Below are 19932 nucleotides of genomic sequence, written 5' to 3'. Positions count from 1 at the left end.
CGATCTCCGCATCCGTACCCCTTGGAAGTTACCAAGCTGTCATCCCAGGGGTCTGTTTCACAAATCCATTTCCGACCGGGCCGGACTCATCGAGCAAGATCAGCCCGGTGCCGGGCGGCCGTGATCGAGCTACCGTGGCGCCTCGATCCCGGCCGTACGCGACCCTCAGTTCCGGTGCGTGTCGGAGCCGCCGGTCGCCGCCGCGGGACGCGCGCCGCCCTGCGGGTCGGCCGCCGCGTCCGAGCGGATGTCGATCCGCCAGCCGGTGAGCCGGGCCGCCAGGCGGGCGTTCTGCCCCTCCTTGCCGATGGCGAGGGAGAGCTGGAAGTCGGGGACCACCACGCGCGCGGCGCGGGCGTCGGGGTCCACGATCGTCACCGACACAACCTTCGACGGGGACAGCGCATTCCCGACGAAGGCGGCCGGGTCCTCGGCGTAGTCGATGATGTCGATCTTCTCGCCCGCCAGCTCGCTCATGACGTTGCGCACACGCTGACCCATCGGGCCGATGCACGCGCCCTTGGCGTTGACGCCCGGCACGGTCGAGCGGACCGCGATCTTGGAGCGGTGCCCGGCCTCGCGGGCCACGGCCACGATCTCGACCGAGCCGTCCGCGATCTCGGGGACCTCGAGCGCGAACAGGCGGCGCACCAGGTTCGGGTGGGTGCGCGAGAGGGTGATCTGCGGGCCACGCGGGCCACGCGAGACGCCGACCACGTAGCACTTGATGCGGTCGCCGTGCTCGTAGGTCTCGCCCGGCACCTGCTCGGCGGGCGGGATGACACCCTCGGCGCCATGGGCTTCCGAGCCGATGCGGACCACGACGGTGCCGCGGGCGTTCATGCGCGCGTCGCGCTGCACCACGCCGCCGACGATGTCGCCCTCGTGGGTGGAGAACTCGCCGAAGGATTTCTCGTTCTCGGCGTCGCGCAGCCGCTGCAGCACCACCTGGCGGGCGGTGGTGGCGGCGATGCGGCCGAAGCCCTCGGGGGTGTCGTCCCACTCGGAGATGACATTGCCGTCGGCGTCGACCTCGCGGGCCATCACGCGCACGACACCGGTCTTCTGGTTGATGTCGATGCGGGCGTTGGGCTGGTGGCCCTCGGTGTGCCGGTAGGCGGTGAGCAGCGCGGACTCGATCGCGGAGATCACCGTCTCCATCGAGATCCCCTTGTCGGCGACAATCGCGCGCAGGGCTTCGATTTCGATGTTCATTCCACGATCCCTTCGGTCAGTGAATCGGATTCTGTTGTTTCGGTTTCGTTGTCCTCCGGGGCGCCCGGCTGGGGTCGGCCCGGCGCTACTCCCCCCGCGAGGTCCAGCTCGGCCACGCCGGGCGGAGTGAATTCCACCTGCACGACGGCCGAGTGGATGTCGGCGAGCGGCACCGTCACCCGGTGTGGCTTCCGCTTGCCGCCGAGGACCAGGGCGATGTCGGTGTCGGTGAGGACGCCGACCCTGGCCTCGAACGTGGATTTGCCCTTCTCCTCCGGTGATTCGGCGCCGGGAGTCAGGGTGATCTTGACCTTGCGCCCCTGCGCGCGCTGCCAGTGCCGCGGGCTGGTGAGGGGCCGGTCGATGCCGGGGGTGGTGATCTCCAGCAGATACGGGGTCTCGCCGAAGTCACCGGCGTCGTCGAGGGTCTGCGAGATCTCCGAGCTCAGTTCCGCGACCGCGTCCAGGTCCGGGGATCCGTCGCTGTCGACGGTCACCTTGACCTTGCTCGCTGGACCGGCAGCCGAGATCGCGACGCCTTCGAGGTCGAATCCTCGGCGTTCGACGAGCTCAGCAACTAGCTGGCTCACCCTTTCCTCGGTCGGCATCGGCATATGGGGCGGCTCCTGGTTCAGTTGTCACGGGTTGAGTTGTCTGCTTCGGCGAAATACCGGGCCGAAGGTCTAGCGTAACGCGCTGAAAGAGTGTAAAGGACCAGCCGACCCGCCTGAGTTCGGCATGGTCGGCCGTGCGGTACCGCTGGCGCGTCGAGAGCGACGCGCCCAAGACGGTTGCCCGTCGTCGCTGATCACAGCCTATCCGACCGCCCTCGCGCAGCAAGCTGTCCGCGACGGCTGGCACCATGTACCCCGTGCCCAGCAGTCAGAGCGGCCTCATGGCCGATGTCGTCGGTCTCACGGTCCAGCCGGACCGAACCGGCTCCGCCCCCACCCCGATTTCCTCACCCCGGTCCGATGCCGCGGTGAATCGGCGCTCCGCGCTGCGGCTGGCCGGGGGCGGCCTGCTGGTGGCGGCCGCCGCGGGTGCGTCGGCCGCGTGCACGAAGAACGAGCAGCCGGCCGCGCCGGATCCGCTGCTGGCGCAGGAGACCGCGGCACTCACCGATGCCGCCGCCGCCACCGAGGCCATCGCGACCACCCCCGATCGGGCGGGCGCACTGAAGACCATCGCCGATCAGCGCACCGCGCACGCGCAGGCGCTGCGCACCGAAATCGACCGCGCCATCGGCGTTTACGGCGACGGCACCACCCCCAGCCGCCGCACCCCGCCGCCCACCGCGATCGCCGTCATCAGCCCGACGTCGGTGGCGTCGCTGCGCACCCAGCTGAGCGCCTCGCAGCGTTCGGCCGCCGACCTGTCCATCTCCCTCTCCGGATTCCGCGCCGGGCTGCTGGCCTCGATCAGCGCCTGCTGCGGCACCCACGCAGGAGTCCTTCTCGCATGACCACCCTCGATCAGCAGGCGCTCATCGATGCCCTGAGCGCCGAGTACGCGGCGGTCTACGCCTACGGCGTGATCGCCGCCTACGCCAACCACGACCGGGACAAGCTGGTGGCCGAGTACACCGCCGCGCACCGGGCCCGGCGCGACGCCACCATCGACGCGTTGCGGGCCGACGGCGCGACGGTTCCCGAACCGGCCGCCGCCTACACCGCGCCGTTCCCGGTGAACGATCCGATCCCGGCGGCGCACCTGGCGGTGACCGTGGAATCCGACGCCGCGGCCTCCTGGCGGGCGGTGGTGGAACGCGCCACCGATCCCGGCGTGCGCCGCACCGGAATCGACGCGCTCACCGAATGCGCTGTGCGCCTTGCCACTTGGGAGTCCATCCTGGGTACGAGCCCGGTGACCACACCCTTCCCCGGTAAGGCCTGATCGGATACCGGGAAACCGGTCCGCAGGGTTACCGGGAATTCGCCGCGTCCGCACTTTCCGTTTCCGTTCTCGATCACCGGGCACAACCCTGGATCGATAGGGTCTGTGCGGCGCGGCTCTTTTCGCATTTTTCCTGCCGTGCAACGAAATTCGATGCGAGTTCGGAGGGAGATACCGTGGCGGTCGGTGCTGCGCGGGGAGAGAAAGCTGCGCGGGAGGAGAAGGCCCTACGCGAGATGACGAATCGCCTGGTCGACGACTATGGCGAGGCGCATCCGCCGGAGCGGGTCGAGGCCGTGGTGGGTGCGGTGCGCAAGCGGTTCGAGGGGCATGCGGTGCGGGATTTCGTTCCGATTCTCGTCGAACGGATTGCGCGTCGGGAGTTGGATCCGAAACGTTCCAAGAACAGCGCGGGCCAGGTCGACTCGAGCAAGTCCGAGCCGGTCGCGGCGAATGGCGAGAGCAATTCGGCCGACGGCCACGGCGCGGAGACCACGAGTGTGTTCGCGGCCGTCGCCGGCCGGTTCGTCCCGGCGCGGCTGGTCGAGAACAAGCGGGTGCTGGGGGTCGCGGCAGCCGGTGTGGCCGCGGTCACCGCACTGGGTGTGATTCTGGCTGTGCAGCAATCGGATTCGCCGCCGGAGGGCGGTACGGCCGCGCCGGCTCTGACCACGGTGCGCGGGGTCGTCGGGTCGGAGAAGTCGGCGTTCTTCGACGATCCGAAGGTGGTCGACGCGCTGGGCAAGCACGGATTCAAGGTCGACGTCGAGCCCGCGGGGTCGCGGCAGATCGCGACCTCGGTGGATCTCGGCAAGTACGACTTCGCGTTTCCGTCCAGTTCGGCGGCGGCGGAGCGGATCCAGCGCCAGCGCGGGGTGAGCGGCAAGTACGTGCCGTTCTCCTCCCCCATGGCCATCGCCACCTTCAAGCCGATCGCGGACCTGCTGACCCAGGCCGGGATCGTGCAGCCCGGCGCGACAACGACTTTCGACGTCGAGAAGTACCTGTCGCTGGCCGAGAAGGGGGTGCAGTGGACGCAGCTGGACGGCAACACGGCCTATTCGGTGCCCAAGAACGTGCTGGTCTCCACGACCGACCCGCGCACCTCCAACTCGGCCGCCATGTACCTGGCCGTGACCGCCTACGTGGCCAATGACAACACCATCGTGCGCGGCGCGAAGGCCGAAGACTATGCGGTGTCCCGGGTTTCGCGGCTGTTCACCCGTCAGGGCTACACCGAGTCCTCCAGCGACGGCCCGTTCAAGGACTACCTGGCCAATGGCATGGGCACCGTCCCGATGGCCTGGATCTACGAGGCCCAGTACGTCGACGCCGCGGTGCACAACCAGCTCAAGCCCGACATGGTGCTGATGTACCCGAAGCCCACGGTGATGTCCCAGCACACCGTCGTCCCGTTCAACGACAAGGGCGACCGGCTCGGCAAGCTCCTCACCACCGACCCCGACCTGCAGCGCCTGGCCGCCGACCACGGCTTCCGGCCGACCGACGTGAGCCTGTTCACGAAAGCCACGGCCGCCCACCAGGTCCCGGTCGACCCGAACCTGGTGAACCAGGTCAGCCCGCCCGACTACGACACCCTCGAACACCTCCTCGACGGGGTCGCCAAGTCCTACAACTGAGCCGAGTACGAGGAAGGCCCGCCTGAGATGTCAGGCGGGCCTTCGTCGTTCGTCAGCGCCGCGCCGGGCCGCCGGAGCGATCGGCGCATTGCGCCCGGAGCCGGGCGATCGTCGCATTGTCGAGCGTCCGCGCGGTCGGGGTGACGAGCAGACGGGCGAGGCGGCGGTGGAACTCCTCGGGGGTGAGCCCGAAGCGCACGAACGCCGCGTCGTCGTTGCCGCCGTAGGGAGCCCACTCGGCGGCGAACTCCAGCATCTCGATCTCGAACGGGCGCACAGGGTTCATATTCCCGCGGTGTCGGCGATCTCGCCCGCCTGCTGGACCAGGGCGTCGATCTGGGCGAGAGTCGGTGTGCCCGCCGCGGATTCGTTGTGCGCCTCGTCGAGCGCCCGGCGCCGCACCCCCTCGGCGATGATGGCCAGCTTCCAGAGGCCGAGTGCGTGCCAGTAGCGCAGCGCCGCCGGGTCACGACCGGTCTCGTCGAGATACAGGCGCGCCATCTCCGCGCGGTCGGGGAATCCCGCCAGGGTCGAGGCTTCGAGGATGCCGCACGACGGCTCGCCGGGTTCCGGCCAGTAGGTGAGCAGGCTGCCCATGTCGGCCAAGGGATCGCCCAGGGTGGACAGTTCCCAGTCCAGTACCGCGGTGACCTGTCCGGTCGCGGGCGCGGTGATCAGATTGCGCAGGTGGAAGTCGCCGTGCACCAGGCTGATCTCGCGTTGTTCGGGGACGGCCGACGCCAATCGCCGGGTGAGCGCGTCCAGTGCGGGCGACTCGCGGGTCTTGGACGATTCCCATTGCGCGGCCCAGCGTTCGAGCTGCCGCTGGGCGTAGGGCCGGTGGCCGGCGAGATCCGTCAGTCCGGTGGCGGCGAGGTCGACGGAGTGGATCCGGGCGAGCGTGGCGGGCATCGACCGGGCGATGCCGAGGCGGCGTTCCGGGGACAGCGCTTCGGCCGCCGCCATCGTGTCGACGATGAGGCCGTCGACGAATTCCATCAGGACGACCGGCACGTCCGCGACGTCCGAATCGACTGCGACGCCGAGGATTCGGGGCGCCGGGACGCCGGTGCCCGCCAGCGCCGCCATGATTCGGGCCTCCCGCACCACGTCGTGCGCGGTGCTCAGGAGGTGACCGAGCGGCGGGCGGCGCAGCACCCAGGCCCGGCCTTCGGCGTCGGTGAGGCGGTAGGTCAGGTTCGAATAGCCCTGGCCGATTCGCCGCAGCCCCAGCGGCAGCACGCACTCGATGCCGAGCGCCGCCAGCCAGCGGGCGGCCGCCTCGAGATCGACGGCGACCGGGGCATCGACGGCGACCGAAGCGCGGGTGTCAGGCATCGGCCAGCGCCTCGGCCCGGAACAGCGCGGCATCGCCCAGGCGCTGTCCGCCGTCGATCACGAAGGTCTCCCCGGTGACCCAGCTCGCGGCGTCGGACACCAGGAAGGCGACCGCGGACCCGATGTCGCCGGGTTCGCCGATCCTGCCCAGCGCGGTGCTCGAATTCAGCTGTCCCTCATACTGTTTCCACAACTGCTCGGCCAGCTTGGTGCGGACGACGCCCGGCGCGAGCGAGTTGACCCGCACTCGTGGTGACAGTTCCAGCGCCAGTTGTTTGGTGAGGTGGATCAGCGCGGCCTTGGACGCGTTGTAGAGGCCGAGATCCGGTTCGAAGCCCAGGCCGCCGATCGAGGCCATATTGACGACGGCGCCGCCGTGCTCGCCCATCCACGCCCGGGTCGCGAGCCCGGTCCACAGGACCGGCGCCCACAGGTTGACGTCGAAGGTCTTGGCGAAGCGGGCGTGGTCGTGATCGATGACCGGGCCGTAGGCCGGGTTGGTTCCGGCATTGTTGACGAGAATGTCTATGCTGCCGAACCATTCGAGGGCCAGGTCCATGCAGCGCCGCGCGCCCTGCTCGTCGACGGCGTGTGCGACGATGCCGAGCGTGGTGCCGCCGACTTCGGCGGCGGCGGCATCCGCGGACTCCTGGCTGCGCGAGGTCAGGATGACATTGCCGCCGGCCGCGGCGATCGCTTTGGCCGCGGCCAGTCCGATGCCGCGCGAGCCTCCGGTGACGATCGCGGTGCGACCGGTGAGATCGAGTCGGGTCATGTGTGTTCCTTCGTGGATGCTCGGACGGCTAGCGCAGCGGGGCGCCCCAGCGCACCTGCCCGCGCAGCTGGTTCTTGAGGAGTTTGCCGCCGGGGTTGCGCGGCAGCGGTTCGGTGCGGATGGCGGCGAATTGCGGAATCTTGAAGTCGGCCAGATGGTTTCGGCAGTGCCCGAGCACGGCGTCGAGGTCGATGGCCGCCTCGCCGCCGAACAGGACGGCGCCGACCTTCTCCCCCATCACCTCGTCCGGTACCGCGAGCACCGCGGCGTCGGCGACGCCGGGGGCCGACAGCAGCACGGCCTCCACCTCGACGCTGGAGACGTTCTCACCGCCGCGGATGATGATGTCCTTGACCCGGTCGACGATGTGCACCCGTCCGGCCTCGTCGACCCGCACGATGTCGCCGGTGTGCAGCCAGCCGTCGACGAGCGCGTCGGCGGTGGCGGCGGGCTTGTTCCAGTATCCGGAGGTGACGTTCGCGCCCCGGACCACCAGTTCGCCGACGGCCGGGTCGGTGTCGATCGGGACGATGCCGAGGTCGACCGACGGGACGGGGTACCCGACGGAGTCAGCGTGCGCGGCGGCGTCGTGGTCGGGCAGCACGGTGATCAGTGCCGCCGTCTCCGTCATCCCGTAGCCGTTCAGCAGCGACGCTCGGGGGAAGGCGGCTTTCAGCGCGCGCACCAGCGTGGGTGCGATGGGCGCTCCGCCGTATCCGACGATGCGGACGGCGGACAGCTCGGTGCCCGCGAAGTCCGGATGCCGGAGCAGCAGCGAGTACACGGCGGGCACGGTCACGATGAACGAGATCCGCTCGGTCTCGAGCACCTCGATCAGGGTGGGCAGGTCCAGCGCGGGCAGGATCACGGAGGCCCCGCCCGCGTAGGCGGCGACCAGCAGCTGCGAATTGCAGGCCGTGACGTGGAACAGCGGGACCGAGATCAGGGTGCGCAATTCGGATCCGCTGTCGCGGGGGACCCCGAAGCAGCGAATCATGTTCTCGGCGTTGGTGATGAACGCCTCGTGTGTGGTCGGGACGCCCTTCGGATGCCCGGTGGTGCCGGAGGTGTAGAACATGGCCGCCACGTCGTCCGGTTCGAGATCGTGCGCGAAGTACGGGTCGCCGTCGGGCAGTGGGGATTCGGCGGTGAGGTCCACGGTCGCGCCCGCGTCGTCGAGGACGTAGCGGACCTCCGGCTCCGCCGACCGGGTGTTGACCGGCACCGCGATGCCGCCGGCCAGCACGGTGCCCCAGAACGCGAGCACCCAGTTCACGCCCGCCGGATAGCGGATGGCGACCCGGTCCCCGCGCCGCACGCCGTCGGTGTACAGCCCACCGGCCACTCGCACCGCGCCGTCCCACAGTTCGGCGTAGGTCAGTCGCCTGCCGCCGACTTCGACGACCGCCTCGGCATCGGGGCGGGCGTCGACGTGCGTCCGTAGGACATCCACCAGTGTCGCGGGCAGATCGGTGTAGCGCCGGACGCCCGCCGCGTCCAGGGCCACGCCGGATTCTTCGAAGGGGTTGCGCGAGCGCGCGATACGGATAGGGGTGCGGGTCATGCGCGGACCTCGCGGGGGCGACGGGAAGGGCTCATGGTGAGGTTCTCTCTTGCTTCGTGGTCGGCGTGCCGGTGGTCAGCCACGCAAGGCGGAGGCGAAAATGCCCGGCAGGGCGGCGAATCCGGGTCTGTGCGCGAAGCCGGTCAGGCGTCGCAGCGTCGTGGCGCCGGTGCGGTTGGTGACGAACCAGGGCGGCTTCGGGGACAACGTGAACTCACCGTGGAGCAGCGACCTCGGGGCCGGACGGAAGGGACCGCGCACGACGGTGCGTTCCGGGTCCTCGATGAGCAATCCGTTGTGCACCACGCCGATTCCGCTCTGGATATCGGCGAGGGTGTGCCCCGGGAACGCCCCCCAGGTGGCGCGGGCGGTGAGGTAGCCCAGGCCGGTCCAGGCATTGATCGCGACGGTCCCGTACCGGAGCGCGGCGACCGCGGCGTCGAATCGGTCTCCCAGCGCGCGGATGGTCGCGGGGTGGGCGATGAGATTCACCCCGAGCGTGCCCTCGATCTCCTCGTTGCAGACCTGGACCGCGTGATCCAGGAATTCCGCCGCGGCGCCGGGCAGTTCGAGCACGCCGAGCACCGGTGCGAAGTACTCGGTGTGCAGCAGCGGTTCACCACGATCGGGCGTGATGCCCTCGATGAGGACTCGCGCACCGATCCGCTGCGCCCAGGGATACGTGGCGCACGCGTCCGCCACCCGTTCCGGCGAGCCCGGATAGTAGGCGGGCCGCTGCGGCGCGCGTTCGATCGCGGCCCGCAGTTCGTCGAGGAATCGGTCCTTCTGCGGCCAGTCGGCGGGGATCACCACCACCTGCGCGGCGACGCAGTTGTAGCCGTTGTTGTGCAACCGCTGGGTCGCGACGTGCTCGGCCTGGTAGCGCAGGTCGGCGTCCGACCAGCGGCCCGGCACCACGATCGCCGGTGAGACGCCGCCCAATTCGCTGGTGATGGGTTTGTCCAGCATCGGGGTGCCGGCCAGGCGATTGCGCGCGCCCTCGGCCCCGGAGCCGAACACGATGGCGTCGTGGGTGACCGCGCTGCCGGTCATGTGCACCGCGCTCACGCCCGGATGGTGTACCAGCGCCGACCCGATCTCCGGTCCGCCGGTGACGATTCGCAGGAAGCCGCGCTCGACCAGCGGGGCGAAGATCTTCTGGAAGACCGGCAGCAGCGGATCGGTGAGCGGGTTGAGCTTCAGCGCCACCACCCGGTTGTAGGCGTAGAGCTGGTACAGCACGTCGAGCGGGGCGATGGAGAAGATATTGCCCGCACCGAGCACGACGCCGATGCCGCCGGTGGCGGTCGGGGTGCGCTGCCCCAGACCCGCACGGGCCCGCACCGTTTCGGCGTCGACGCCCGGTCGGGTCCAGACCTCGGCGTGAAAACCGTTGAGCAGCAAAGCGTCGAACAGGCCGTGCGGGAACACCGCGACGGCCGTGCGATCACCGGGCGCCGCATGCGTGGGGTAGCCGTCGATCGGACTGTGGCCCTGCTCCAGCGCCAGTAGTGATTCCGCCAGCGCGGTGGTCGCGGTGAGCAGCGAGTAGGGGCCGCTGACCCACTCCTCGCCGAGCAGTGGGGAATCCTCGGGCAGCTGTTTGATGCGGGCCGCGGCGTCGACCCATTCCTGCGCGAACCTGGCGGTATTGGCGTGGATCTGTTCGAGCAGCACGCGCCGGGCGGACAATGCGGTACGCGCCCACTGGATCTCGCCGTTCCGCAGGGCGGTGACGATCGTGTCGGCTGTGCCGGTCACCGCGGGGTTCACGCGTGGCCTCCCTCGGAGGCGGAGTCCTCGCCGATCATGGCCGCGGCCTTCTCGGCGATCATGATGGTGGCGGCGTTGGTATTGCCCCGGACCACCGACGGCATCACCGACGCGTCGGCCACCCGCAGACCGTCCACACCGAGCACCCGCAGCCGCGGGTCCACGACGGCGCCGATGGCGCAGGTCGAGGTCGGGTGGTAGAGGGTCTGCGCGGTGCGCGCCGCGAAATCGAGCAGCGCGGCGTCGGAATCGCCTGCCGGGGTGGAGAATTCACCCGTGGTGAGCTCGCGCAGGGCGGGCTGTGCGGCGATGTCGAGGGCCGCGCGCAGCCCCGCGATCAGCGCGGCGCGATCCGCCTCGGTGGCGAGGTAGTTGTGGTGGATGCGGGGCGCGGTCGTCGGGGACGCGGAGCGCAGGGTGAGCGTGCCGCGGCTCTGGGGGCCGACCAGGCACGGGCCGAAGGCGAAGCCGTGCTCGGACGCGACGCCCATGCCTTCGCCGTGGAAGAGCACCGGGGCCATGTGGAACTGGATGTCGGGGCCCGTCAATCCGGTTCGGGTCTGCACGAATCCGCCGGCCTCACCGATATTGGAGGTCAGCGGCCCGCGGCCCGCCGACTGCAACAGGCCGAGATTCTCCGGCGTGAGGGCGGTCATCAGGGATTCGCGATCGGTGCGGTAGTTGAGGAACACCGACAGGTGGTCCTGCATGCCCTGGCCGACCGGAAGGTCTCGGACCACATCGAATCCGAACGCCGCCGACTGCTCGGCCGGGCCGATGCCCGACAGCAGCAGCAGCTGGGCCGATCCGTACGCACCGGCGCTCAGCACGACTTCCCGGCGCGCCGCGATGACCTCCGTGCCGCCGCCACGCCCGACCACCACGCCGGTGGCGCGGCCGTCCTCGACCACGACCCGATGCACGAGCGCATCGGTGAGCACGGTCAGGTTGGGACGGTCCGCGGCCGGATGCAGGTAGGCGACCGCCGCACTACAGCGCATGCCATTGCGCTGCGTCAGCTGATAGCGCCCGACGCCCAGCTGGGTGGCGCCGTTGAAATCGTCGTTGCGCCGATGCCCGGCCTGTTCGGCGGCGAGCAGAAACGCTTCCGCCAGTGGATGTTCCGAGCGGCTGTCGCTGACCGAGAGCGGGCCGCCGGCGCCGTGATAGGTGTCCTTGCCGCGCTCGTTGTCCTCGGCCTTCAGAAAGTACGGCAGCACCTCGTCGTAGCTCCAGCCGTCCGCGCCGCCGGCGGCCCAGCCGTCGAAATCGGCGCGCGCCCCGCGAATGTAGATCATCGCGTTCATGGAGCTGGACCCGCCGAGCACGCGCCCGCGCGGCAGGTAGGCCCGGCGGAAGTGCAGTCCCGCTTCGGGTTCGGAGTCGAAGTCCCAGTCCAAGGCGCCCTTGAACAGGGACGGGAAGGCGATCGGCAGATGGATCTCCTCGGCGGTGTCGGTCGGCCCGGCCTCGATCAGGGCGACGGTCACCGTCGGATCCTCGGACAATCTGCTGGCCAGCACGGATCCGGCGGACCCCGCGCCCACGACGACGTAGTCGTACACGATCGGCACCTCTCTCGATTCATCCCTGACATCGGGGCGCTATGACCCCGGTCACTGTCGAAGTCGATACTGCGGGTCCGACGCGGCGGGCACCATGTGCAGCGGCTCATGGGTTGCGATGAATCCTGTGCGGCAGCACAGTCTCGAGGAACGGGTAGCGCCTGGATCACATCCGGCACTATCCTGTTCTAACTCGAACTCGAATCGAGTACGAGAATCTGGCCCGCGTGTGGCCCCCTACCCGCAGGAGATATCCATGGGAACCAAACGAATCGTCTTCATCGGGGCAGCCGGGGAGATGTGCCGGCTCGCCATCGAACGCTTCGCCGTCGCCGATGGGGACTGGACGCTGGCCCTGTACGACATCCGTCCCGACCTGCTCGACGAGCTGGTCCGGCGGCTGCCGCCCGGCCTGGCGACCGCCGGGCGGCTCGACCTCTACGACCAGCGAGGACTTCGAGACGCGATCGAGGGAGCCGCGCTCGTGGTGCTCGGCGCGGGTCCGTACAACCGCACCGCCGGACCCGTGATGGAGGCGTGCCTGCGGGCCAGGGTGCCCTACCTCGATTTCGACGACGACATCGAGAGCACCCTGCACGCGCTGTCCCTGCACGACGACGCCCGAGCCGCCGGGGTGCCGATGTACATCGGCTGCGGCGCATCCCCCGGGATCACCAATGTGCTGGTCGCCGACGCGGCCGCCGAACTCGACCGGGTCGACAACATCGACGTGTACTGGGTGGTCGGCGACGAACGCGGATCGATCGGCCGCGCGGTGCTCGACCACATGCTGCGCGTCGCCGCGGGCCCCTGCGTCACCTGGGAGCACGGCGGCCCGGTGCTGCACCAGTCCTGGGTGGAGACCCGCTGGACCGAGCTGGGCGCCGGTCTGGGGCTGACCCTGGTGCACGAGACGGCACACCCCGAACCGGTGACCCTGCCACGAAAGTACCCGGACGCCAAGAACATTCGCTGTTTCGGCGGGCTGGACCCGACGCCCTACAACGGCCTGGTCCGCGGCGTCGGCCTGGCGGTGCAGCGGGGGCGGATGCCCATGTCGAAGGCCATCGACTTCCTGGAAGCCCTGATGACCAACAGGTTCGGCAGCCTGACGGGCTGGCGCAACGCCCTGTCCGGAATGCGGAACCTGGTGCGCACCGGGGAGGCGACACGCACCGAGCTGATCAAATTCCTTGCCCTGTCAGCGATCGGCCACACCTTCCCGCACAAGACCGCCCTGAAGGTCGAGGTGACCGGCCTGCGCGACGGCCTGCCCGCGGTGATCGGCCGCCGTACCTCGGTCAGCGGCGACGGCACCTACCTGTTCACCAATATGGCTGCCGCGACCGGAACCGCCTGCGCGGCCTTCATGGTGGTGGCGCTCGACGACCAGAACGACAGCCGCGCGGGCGTATTCACGCCCGAGGAGTGGGCGGAGCCGGAGCGGTTCTACAAGGCCCTCGAACGGGTCGGCACGCCCCGCGACGAGATCTTCGTCGTCTCGCACTGATCGCCCGTTCCCCGAACGTCAGATATCGACCCCGACACAAGGTTTGATCATGGATCTCAAAACCGCACTGTACGCACTCGCCGATCTGTTCATGATCGTCGCCGGATTCACCCTGGGGTGGAAGTTCATTCGGAACTACGGCAATTACCTGCTCGGCCTCGAATGGATCATCGTCGCGAGTTCGGGCACCAATTTCCTCGTCTACGGGCTGGTCGGCGCGAACGAGACCAGTCCCATGTTCCACCTCGCCTTCTTCTTCGACGCGTTCTCCCGATCGATCGGAATCACACTGATTCTCGTGCTGGGCTTGATGAAGGTGACCCACGGGTTCAAGCCCTCGCTCGCGGTGGACGTCAGCGTCTTCGGGCTGGCCATCGTGGGCGGACTGGTCATGTCGGCCTTCGCCGAGGACCTCGGCCTGGCCGGAGCCGTTTTCTACGTCGTGATGAACGCCCTGACCACGCTGTTCCTGTTCTATTTCGCCTGGCGCCTGTGGAATACCGGAGAGCGCGGTCATGCGGTGGCCGTGGCGGCGGTGTCGATCGCGGCGGCCACGATCGCCGGAATGTACGACTTCTATCGCATCCCCGGCGACGACGAGCACCACACGATCTTCTACATCCTGGCTCTCACCACGTGGTCCTGTCAGATGGTCGTGTACTACTTCGGCTATCGCGCGCTGCAGAACAGCGATTACCGGATCCCGGCCGCCCGGCCGCGTCAGTTCTCGGGGGCGAACGATCCCAGATAGACGGAGACCAATCGCCGCGCCTGTTCGAGGGTGACATCGTCGCCGGTCGGAGCCTTACGGAAGGCGACATCGAAGATCCGGTCACCGGCCTCGAACGCGAGCTCCACGACGAATGCCGGTGTGTCGGACCGGATCAGCCCCCGGTCCACCAGGTACCGCCACAGCCGCGTCGCCTGCGACACGTCGAAGCTGCTCGCCAGCTCACCGAGCGGCGAACTGCGCCCCGCGTACCAGAGCACGGCGAAACTCGGATGCTCGCGGAAGTAGCCGAGATACACGTCGACGATCGCGTCGCAGATCTCGGCCAACGTGGCGGGCGCGGCCTCCAGCATCGCGCCGACCCGGGCGTCGAGCTCACGCAGATGTCGTTGCGCGAGTTCGGCTTCGACCTGACCGCGGTCGGCGAAGTAGTGGTAGACCGAGGCGATCGGGATGCCGGCCCGCTCACCCATCGCCTTGAGGGTGGCGGCCTGGTAGCCCTGCTCGGCGAGCAAGGCCTCAGCGGCGTCGAGAATCGCCTGCACGCGCTCCACGCCCCGGCGTTGCACCGGAGCCGGGCGGGTGGACGTTCGTGACGTCGGGCGATTGTCGAACACGATTCGAGATCGTAACAAAGTCCGGCTCGCCTCCCCTGCGTCCCGTGCCGCTAGGCGGCACCGCCGGACAGTGCGCGAGCGCCGAGCCGATGGGCGATCTCCAGGGCGAGTTCGACGGCCAGCCTCCGTTCGCCGGGCCGATGACCGAGCAGTTCCGTGGCGCGGGCGACCCGCTGCAACACCGTGTTGCGATGGGTGTGCAGCCGCGCCGCGGCCCGCGGGGCGTTCTCGGCTTCCTCCAGGAACACCCGCAGCGTCTCGCGCAACCGCGCGGCCGCGGGCGTGTCCTGCGCCAGCGGACCGAGCGTATCGGCGACGAATTCGGCAGCGCGGGAAGGGTTCTGCGCGGCCAGCGCGGTGACCTCCAGATCGCGGTAGAGGGTGATGCGGGCGGCGTCGGGCTGACCGGCGAGCAGATTGTGCATCCCCAGCGCGGCCTCGTGCGAGCGCCGGAATCCCTCGATGCCCGGACGCGGTGGACCGACCGCCACCCGGATCCCGGGATGAGCCGCGGTCAGCGACCCCCGCAGCTCGTCGATCGCGGGCAGGGTGTCGCCGCTCATCCACGCCCACAGCGCGGAGCTGCCCGCCGCGAGGGTGAGCAGCGGCCTCCGCCCGGCCGCTCGCGCCAGGAGCGTGGCCGCCGACTCCAGCGCCCCCTGCACCTCACCGGCCGGAGCGGACCACAGCACCAGCGCGATATGGGATCGGGACAGGTCGTAGCCGAGCCGTTCGCCGGCGCGGCGGCTGTCGATCGGCGCGCCGTCGAGCAGCAGGCGGATGACCTCCGCGCGCCGCGCCAGCGCCCCGCCGAGGATCTCCTCCCGCTCCCGCTGCGCGACCGAGATGACCCGTGCGACAACCTGATCGACATAGGCGAACATGCGTTGCGCGGACAGTTCGAGCAGCGGCACCAGCAGCGGGCCCGTTCCGGCGATGCGGGTGGCGTGGGTCAGATAGTGCCGCCAGGCGATGTTCTGGCCGCGCCGATAGGACTGGAAGATGACGTCGAGATCCAGGCCGCGCCGGGCGACCGTCCGGGCCACGTCGAGCGCTTCGGGCGGGACGTCGATGTCGGAGAGCTGAGCCTCCCGGCGGGTGAAGATGGTCAGCAGCCGGGCGGCATTGGCCCGATTGCTGGCGGACATGTCGGCCACCAGCGCCGCGTCCGCGCCGACCATGGGCGTCAGTTCGATCTCCGCGGCGTCCATCTCGGCGACCACCGCGTCGAGGTCGTCCAGCATCAGTTCGGCGACTCGGCCTATGAGTTCGACCAGTTCGGGCGCCGGGGTCGGACTGCTCATACCGGTAAGTGTGCCGCAGCACATATTCGTGGTCAAAGTGCGGTTGCACGGACATACCCATGCCGGGATCACCGCCCTAACGTGAACCAGATCACACCCCTCGATCAGGAGACCTCACGTGACCAGAAGATCCCGCAACACCAGCGCCACCGCTGTCGATGTCCTGATCATCGGCGCCGGTGTATCCGGCATCAGCGCCGCCTGTCACCTCGCCACGCGACGCCCCGGAACCACCTTCGCGATACTCGAGGCGCGCGATTCGGTCGGCGGCACCTGGAGCCTGTTCCGCTACCCCGGCATTCGCTCGGATTCGGATATGCCCACCTACGGCTTCGGTTTCAAGCCGTGGACCCATCGCCAGTCGATCGCGGACGGGCACCTGATCCTGGACTACCTGCGCGACACCGTCACCGAAAACGGCCTGTCCGAACACATTCGACTGGGCCATCGGGTGATCGAGGCGCGATTCGACTCCGCGACCGGGCGCTGGACCGTGCTCGCCGAACAGGGAGACGGCCGGCAGGTGCGCTTCGTCGCGCGATTCCTCTTCCTCGGCACCGGCATCTACGACCACCGGGCCGGTTACACCCCCGATTTCGCCGGGGCCGAGGACTTCGAGGGCCCGATCGTGCACCCGCAGCACTGGCCGCAGCAACTGGACTGCACCGGTAAGCGGGTCGTCGTGATCGGCAGCGGCGCGACCGCGGTCACCCTCATCCCCGCCCTCGCGGGCCGCACCGCCCACGTGACCATGTTGCAGCGCTCGCCGAGCTACGTGTTCTCGATGCCCGCCGAGGACGTCATCGCCAATGTGCTGAACAGGTTGTTCGGCCACGAGCGCGCCGCGACACTGATCCGGCGCAAGAACATCGCGATGACGCGCGGCATCCACAAGGCGTGCAAGCGGGCTCCGCGAACGGCCCGCCGGCTGCTGATCGGTCTGGTGCGGCGGCAGTTGCCCGCGCATTTCGATGTGGACACCCACTTCACGCCCCGCTACAACCCGTGGGACCAGCGCTTGTGCATGGTGCCCGACGGCGACCTCTTCAAGGCGATCGCGAGCGGACGCGCCTCGGTGGTCACCGATCGGATCACACGCTTCACCCGGACCGGGATCGACCTGGAATCCGGGCAGCATCTGGACGCCGACGTCATCGTCACCGCAACGGGTTTCACCATGTCGCCGCTGGGACGGATCCACCTCGAGGTCGACGGGCGCACGGTCGATCTGCCCGCCGCGACGGTCTACAAGTCCATGATGCTGTCCGAGGTGCCGAACCTGGCGTTCGTGATCGGCTACACCAATATCTCCTGGACACTGAAGGCCGATCTGGTCAGCGAACACTTCTGCCGCCTGCTCGACCACATGGACGCCAACGGTTTTCACACCGTGACGCCATCGGCCGCCGATCCGGACATGCCGCGCGTGCCGCTGGTGGACGACCTGAACTCCGGATATGTGCGGCGGGGAATCGACGCCTTCCCGCGGGCGGGGACGAGCGGCCCGTGGTCGGCGGCGATGGCCTACGAACTCGACGCCGAGCGTCTGCGCGAAGGACCGGTCCAGGACGCCGCCCTGCGCTTCACGCCCGCGAACCCATCCGCGTCCGGGACCTCCGAGCTCGCGATGGCGACGGGTGGTCGGCGATGAAGAACATCACCTTCTACAGCCACGGAACCCGCTGCGCGGCATGGCATCTCACCGGGAAGGGGGCACTGCACGGACGGGCCTGCGTGGTCATGGCGCACGGCTTCGGCGGCACCCGCGACACCGGGCTGCTGGGGTACGCGGAACCACTCGCCGCCGCCGGATACGACGTCCTGGTCTTCGACTATCGCGGCTTCGGGGACTCCGAAGGCAGTCCGCGGCAGGCAGTTTCGTACCGGCGGCAGCGCGAGGACTATCACGCCGCCATCTCCGCCGCCCGGCGGTTGCCCGGCGTCGATCCCGACCGGATCGTCCTGTGGGGGACCTCGTACTCCGGCGGGCACGCCGTCGTGGTCGCGGCACAGGATCGGCGCATCGCCGCGATCACCGCGATCACGCCGGCCATGGACGGAGCCGCGACCCTCGCTCACCTGGCGCACCGCGGCGGTGTCGGCCCGCTCGCCCGTTTGACCGGGCACGGGCTGCTCGACCTCGGCCGTGCCGCCATCGGCCGGTCACCGCATCATCTGCCGATCCTGGGTGCGCCCGGATCGGCGGCCGTCATGACCAGTCCGGGCGCGGTGGAGGCGGTCGTCCCCGTGGCGGGGCCGACCTGGCGCAACGAGGTGTGCGCCCGCGCGGCGCTGGAGGTCGGGCTGAACCGGCCCATCGGCTTCGCGGGACGGATCACGTGCCCCATCTTGATCCAGATCGGCACGAACGACAGCGTCGCGCCGCCCGCGGCCGCCCGCCGCGTCGCGGCGAAGGTCGGGCGACGGGCAAGGGTCCGCGAATACCCGGTGGACCATTTCGACGTCTATGACGGTCCGTGGCAGCGCCGGGCAGCCGCCGACCAGGTCGCCTTCCTGGCCGACGTCCTGGCCTGATTCGGCACCGGCGATTGACGGGGATCTCACCGGGTCGTAAAGTCGAATTCGAATCGAGTTTGACTTTCCCATTCAGGAGTTCCCATGACCACGCACGAAACACCGGAGGAAACCGTCGAGGTCGTAGTCGTCGGCGCCGGAATCGCAGGGTTGACGGCCGCGACCACGCTGGCGCGCGACACCGGCGTGGTGGTGCTCGAATCCAGCGATCGCACCGGCGGCCGGGTCGAAACCGCCCGGCAGGGCGACTACTGGATCAATGTCGGCACCCAGTTCACCGAGGGCACGGGCGCGCTGATCGACGCCCTCGACCGGCACGGCATCGAACGGGGATCGCTCGCGGGCAAGAGCGTCGCGCTGTATCTCAACGGCGGAATGGTCGACACCTCGAACCCGATCGCCCTCATGTTCCGGACCCGGATGTCCTGGACCGACCGGATAGGCCTGGCGGTCGTCGGCGCGCGCATCCTGGCGGTCACCCCGTTCCTGGAGTCGCAGAGCCGCATCGCACGTCGGGTGCGCGCCGAGCTGGACGCCAAGCCCGCGTCGTATCTACTGAAGGGCGTCCGGTCCGAGCTGGCCGCCGAGATCGTCCGATCGTGGTCGGCGCAGTGGATGGGTTGTGAGGTGGGAGAGACCGCCGCGACCCAGTTCGTCACCTCGGTGGGCATCGCCTTGACCGACCCGGAGAAGGTTCCGAACTTCTCACTGCCGGTGGGCGGCAACCAGACTTTGACCGACGTGCTGGCCGAGGAGCTCGGCGACCGGATCCGGTTGAACACGACGGTGCGATCGGTCCGGCAGGACGGCGACGACGTCATCGTGGACTACCTCGACGGCGATCGTCCGGCGCGACTCCGAGCCCGGCGCGCCATCGTGACCACACCCGCCGACATCGCCGACCGGATCATCCCGGATCTCCCCCGCACCTACCGAAACGCCTTCGGCGACATCGCCTACGGCCGCTACCTGGTCGTCGGATTCTTCACCGACGAGGTCGGCCCGCAACGCTGGGACAAGCACTTCGGCGTCTCGACACCACAGCTCTCGTTCCAGGCGATGTTCAATCACGCCGCGGCCATGCGCACCGGCGACGACCGCAAACCCGGTGGCGCACTGGCGTGTTTCGCCGGCGGCGCGCACGCCGACGCCTTGTTCGCGCTCTCCGATCAGGAAGTCGTAGCGCGCTTCACCAAGGACCTGATCACGGTGTTTCCCGAGCTCGAGGGAAAGCTCGGCGAGGGCATCGTGCGCCGCCACCACCGGGTCGTGCCGTTCTGGGCTGCCGGCCGGAAATCATCGCTGCCCGCCCTGCGCGCCCCGCTCGGCAACATCTACCTCGCCGGCGACTACCAACTCGAACTCCCCTCGCTCGCCGACGCGGCCGAATCCGGCGAGCAGGCAGGCAGAGCCGTCCTGACGAGCCTGCGCGGAAAGCCCTGACCAACGCTTCGAACAGCGGAAACGCCG

Annotated in this window: 18 protein-coding genes; 8 read left to right on the top strand and 10 right to left on the bottom strand. The window is 69.3% G+C overall.

Annotated features, from left to right (window positions below; all coding sequences use genetic code 11):
* Positions 1 to 165: 165 nt before the first annotated feature.
* Positions 166 to 1215: a transcription termination factor NusA gene (gene nusA, locus ACWEOI_RS26930; RefSeq protein ID WP_357093062.1), complete on the bottom strand. Its 1050-nt coding sequence runs from the start codon at positions 1213 to 1215 to the stop codon at positions 166 to 168.
* Positions 1212 to 1829 carry a ribosome maturation factor RimP gene (gene rimP, locus ACWEOI_RS26925; protein WP_452361402.1) on the bottom strand — a complete coding sequence of 206 codons (618 nt, stop codon included), beginning with the start codon at positions 1827 to 1829 and terminating at the stop codon, positions 1212 to 1214. The genes nusA and rimP overlap by 4 nt, the downstream gene beginning before the upstream one ends.
* Before the next feature lie 257 nt (positions 1830 to 2086).
* On the opposite strand from rimP, the gene ACWEOI_RS26920 reads away from it, so the two are divergent.
* The 3 genes from ACWEOI_RS26920 to ACWEOI_RS26910 all read left to right on the top strand — a co-directional run bounded on the left by ACWEOI_RS26920 (position 2087) and on the right by ACWEOI_RS26910 (position 4751).
* Positions 2087 to 2680 (top strand): hypothetical protein, encoded by a 594-nt coding sequence (locus ACWEOI_RS26920; RefSeq protein ID WP_452361401.1) that lies wholly within the window; start codon positions 2087 to 2089, stop codon positions 2678 to 2680.
* The gene (locus tag ACWEOI_RS26915) at positions 2677 to 3111 is read left to right on the top strand and encodes a DUF4439 domain-containing protein (protein ID WP_433672141.1); all 435 of its coding nucleotides are present in this window, start codon (positions 2677 to 2679) and stop codon (positions 3109 to 3111) included. The genes ACWEOI_RS26920 and ACWEOI_RS26915 overlap by 4 nt, the downstream gene beginning before the upstream one ends.
* Positions 3112 to 3287: 176 nt before the next feature.
* Positions 3288 to 4751 (top strand): three-helix bundle dimerization domain-containing protein, encoded by a 1464-nt coding sequence (locus ACWEOI_RS26910; RefSeq protein ID WP_452361400.1) that lies wholly within the window; start codon positions 3288 to 3290, stop codon positions 4749 to 4751.
* 52 nt (positions 4752 to 4803) lie between these two features.
* On the opposite strand, the gene ACWEOI_RS26905 is transcribed toward ACWEOI_RS26910, so the two are convergent.
* The 6 genes from ACWEOI_RS26905 to ACWEOI_RS26880 form a co-directional block, all read right to left on the bottom strand.
* Complete coding sequence (locus ACWEOI_RS26905) at positions 4804 to 5037, bottom strand: DUF3263 domain-containing protein (RefSeq protein ID WP_452361399.1); 234 nt, start codon at positions 5035 to 5037, stop codon at positions 4804 to 4806.
* Positions 5034 to 6089, bottom strand: coding sequence for a phosphotransferase family protein (locus ACWEOI_RS26900; RefSeq protein WP_452361398.1), 1056 nt, complete (start codon positions 6087 to 6089; stop codon positions 5034 to 5036). Before ACWEOI_RS26900 ends, ACWEOI_RS26905 begins: the two co-directional genes overlap by 4 nt.
* A complete protein-coding gene (locus ACWEOI_RS26895; RefSeq protein ID WP_452361397.1) occupies positions 6082 to 6864 on the bottom strand; it encodes an SDR family oxidoreductase in 783 nt (260 codons plus the stop codon). Before ACWEOI_RS26895 ends, ACWEOI_RS26900 begins: the two co-directional genes overlap by 8 nt.
* A 28-nt stretch (positions 6865 to 6892) precedes the next feature.
* Positions 6893 to 8428, bottom strand: a complete 1536-nt coding sequence (locus tag ACWEOI_RS26890) for a class I adenylate-forming enzyme family protein (RefSeq protein WP_452361396.1) — start codon at positions 8426 to 8428, stop codon at positions 6893 to 6895.
* A gap of 75 nt (positions 8429 to 8503) precedes the next feature.
* Complete coding sequence (locus tag ACWEOI_RS26885; protein WP_452361395.1) at positions 8504 to 10201, bottom strand: aldehyde dehydrogenase family protein; 1698 nt, start codon at positions 10199 to 10201, stop codon at positions 8504 to 8506.
* Positions 10198 to 11766 (bottom strand): GMC family oxidoreductase, encoded by a 1569-nt coding sequence (locus ACWEOI_RS26880; RefSeq protein ID WP_452361394.1) that lies wholly within the window; start codon positions 11764 to 11766, stop codon positions 10198 to 10200. The genes ACWEOI_RS26885 and ACWEOI_RS26880 overlap by 4 nt, the downstream gene beginning before the upstream one ends.
* 256 nt (positions 11767 to 12022) lie before the next feature.
* On the opposite strand from ACWEOI_RS26880, the gene ACWEOI_RS26875 reads away from it, so the two are divergent.
* Both ACWEOI_RS26875 and ACWEOI_RS26870 read left to right on the top strand, forming a co-directional pair.
* On the top strand, positions 12023 to 13276 hold the full coding sequence (locus ACWEOI_RS26875) for a saccharopine dehydrogenase family protein (RefSeq protein WP_452361393.1): 1254 nt from the start codon (positions 12023 to 12025) through the stop codon (positions 13274 to 13276).
* A 49-nt stretch (positions 13277 to 13325) separates the two neighbouring features.
* The gene (locus ACWEOI_RS26870; RefSeq protein WP_452361392.1) at positions 13326 to 14027 is read left to right on the top strand and encodes a transporter; all 702 of its coding nucleotides are present in this window, start codon (positions 13326 to 13328) and stop codon (positions 14025 to 14027) included.
* Here the strand turns inward: ACWEOI_RS26870 and ACWEOI_RS26865 are convergent.
* Complete coding sequence (locus ACWEOI_RS26865; RefSeq protein ID WP_452361391.1) at positions 13997 to 14623, bottom strand: TetR/AcrR family transcriptional regulator; 627 nt, start codon at positions 14621 to 14623, stop codon at positions 13997 to 13999. The genes ACWEOI_RS26870 and ACWEOI_RS26865 overlap by 31 nt on opposite strands.
* A 50-nt stretch (positions 14624 to 14673) precedes the next feature.
* Positions 14674 to 15927: a PucR family transcriptional regulator gene (locus tag ACWEOI_RS26860; RefSeq protein WP_452361390.1), complete on the bottom strand. Its 1254-nt coding sequence runs from the start codon at positions 15925 to 15927 to the stop codon at positions 14674 to 14676.
* Between the two features lie 118 nt (positions 15928 to 16045).
* On the opposite strand from ACWEOI_RS26860, the gene ACWEOI_RS26855 reads away from it, so the two are divergent.
* From ACWEOI_RS26855 to ACWEOI_RS26845, 3 genes are all read left to right on the top strand, one after another.
* Positions 16046 to 17578 (top strand): flavin-containing monooxygenase, encoded by a 1533-nt coding sequence (locus ACWEOI_RS26855; protein ID WP_452361389.1) that lies wholly within the window; start codon positions 16046 to 16048, stop codon positions 17576 to 17578.
* Positions 17575 to 18462 (top strand): alpha/beta hydrolase, encoded by an 888-nt coding sequence (locus ACWEOI_RS26850; RefSeq protein WP_452361388.1) that lies wholly within the window; start codon positions 17575 to 17577, stop codon positions 18460 to 18462. Before ACWEOI_RS26855 ends, ACWEOI_RS26850 begins: the two co-directional genes overlap by 4 nt.
* 84 nt (positions 18463 to 18546) lie before the next feature.
* A complete protein-coding gene (locus tag ACWEOI_RS26845) occupies positions 18547 to 19905 on the top strand; it encodes a flavin monoamine oxidase family protein (RefSeq protein ID WP_452361387.1) in 1359 nt (452 codons plus the stop codon).
* Positions 19906 to 19932: the final 27 nt, after the last annotated feature.

Source organism: Nocardia sp. NPDC004340, assembly GCF_053602575.1.
This window is presented reverse-complemented; position numbering and strand designations above follow the sequence as displayed.

What these genes read in the sequence shown, in the direction of transcription:
- ACWEOI_RS26900 (WP_452361398.1), bottom strand. Translation starts at nt 6,089, where the DNA reads ATGCCTGACACCCGCGCTTCGGTCGCCGTCGATGCCCCGGTCGCCGTC.
- ACWEOI_RS26905 (WP_452361399.1), bottom strand. Translation starts at nt 5,037, where the DNA reads ATGAACCCTGTGCGCCCGTTCGAGATCGAGATGCTGGAGTTCGCCGCC.
- rimP (WP_452361402.1), bottom strand. Translation starts at nt 1,829, where the DNA reads ATGCCGATGCCGACCGAGGAAAGGGTGAGCCAGCTAGTTGCTGAGCTC.
- ACWEOI_RS26915 (WP_433672141.1), top strand. Translation starts at nt 2,677, where the DNA reads ATGACCACCCTCGATCAGCAGGCGCTCATCGATGCCCTGAGCGCCGAG.
- ACWEOI_RS26890 (WP_452361396.1), bottom strand. Translation starts at nt 8,428, where the DNA reads ATGACCCGCACCCCTATCCGTATCGCGCGCTCGCGCAACCCCTTCGAA.
- ACWEOI_RS26845 (WP_452361387.1), top strand. Translation starts at nt 18,547, where the DNA reads ATGACCACGCACGAAACACCGGAGGAAACCGTCGAGGTCGTAGTCGTC.
- ACWEOI_RS26875 (WP_452361393.1), top strand. Translation starts at nt 12,023, where the DNA reads ATGGGAACCAAACGAATCGTCTTCATCGGGGCAGCCGGGGAGATGTGC.
- ACWEOI_RS26870 (WP_452361392.1), top strand. Translation starts at nt 13,326, where the DNA reads ATGGATCTCAAAACCGCACTGTACGCACTCGCCGATCTGTTCATGATC.
- ACWEOI_RS26860 (WP_452361390.1), bottom strand. Translation starts at nt 15,927, where the DNA reads ATGAGCAGTCCGACCCCGGCGCCCGAACTGGTCGAACTCATAGGCCGA.
- ACWEOI_RS26850 (WP_452361388.1), top strand. Translation starts at nt 17,575, where the DNA reads ATGAAGAACATCACCTTCTACAGCCACGGAACCCGCTGCGCGGCATGG.
- nusA (WP_357093062.1), bottom strand. Translation starts at nt 1,215, where the DNA reads ATGAACATCGAAATCGAAGCCCTGCGCGCGATTGTCGCCGACAAGGGG.
- ACWEOI_RS26895 (WP_452361397.1), bottom strand. Translation starts at nt 6,864, where the DNA reads ATGACCCGACTCGATCTCACCGGTCGCACCGCGATCGTCACCGGAGGC.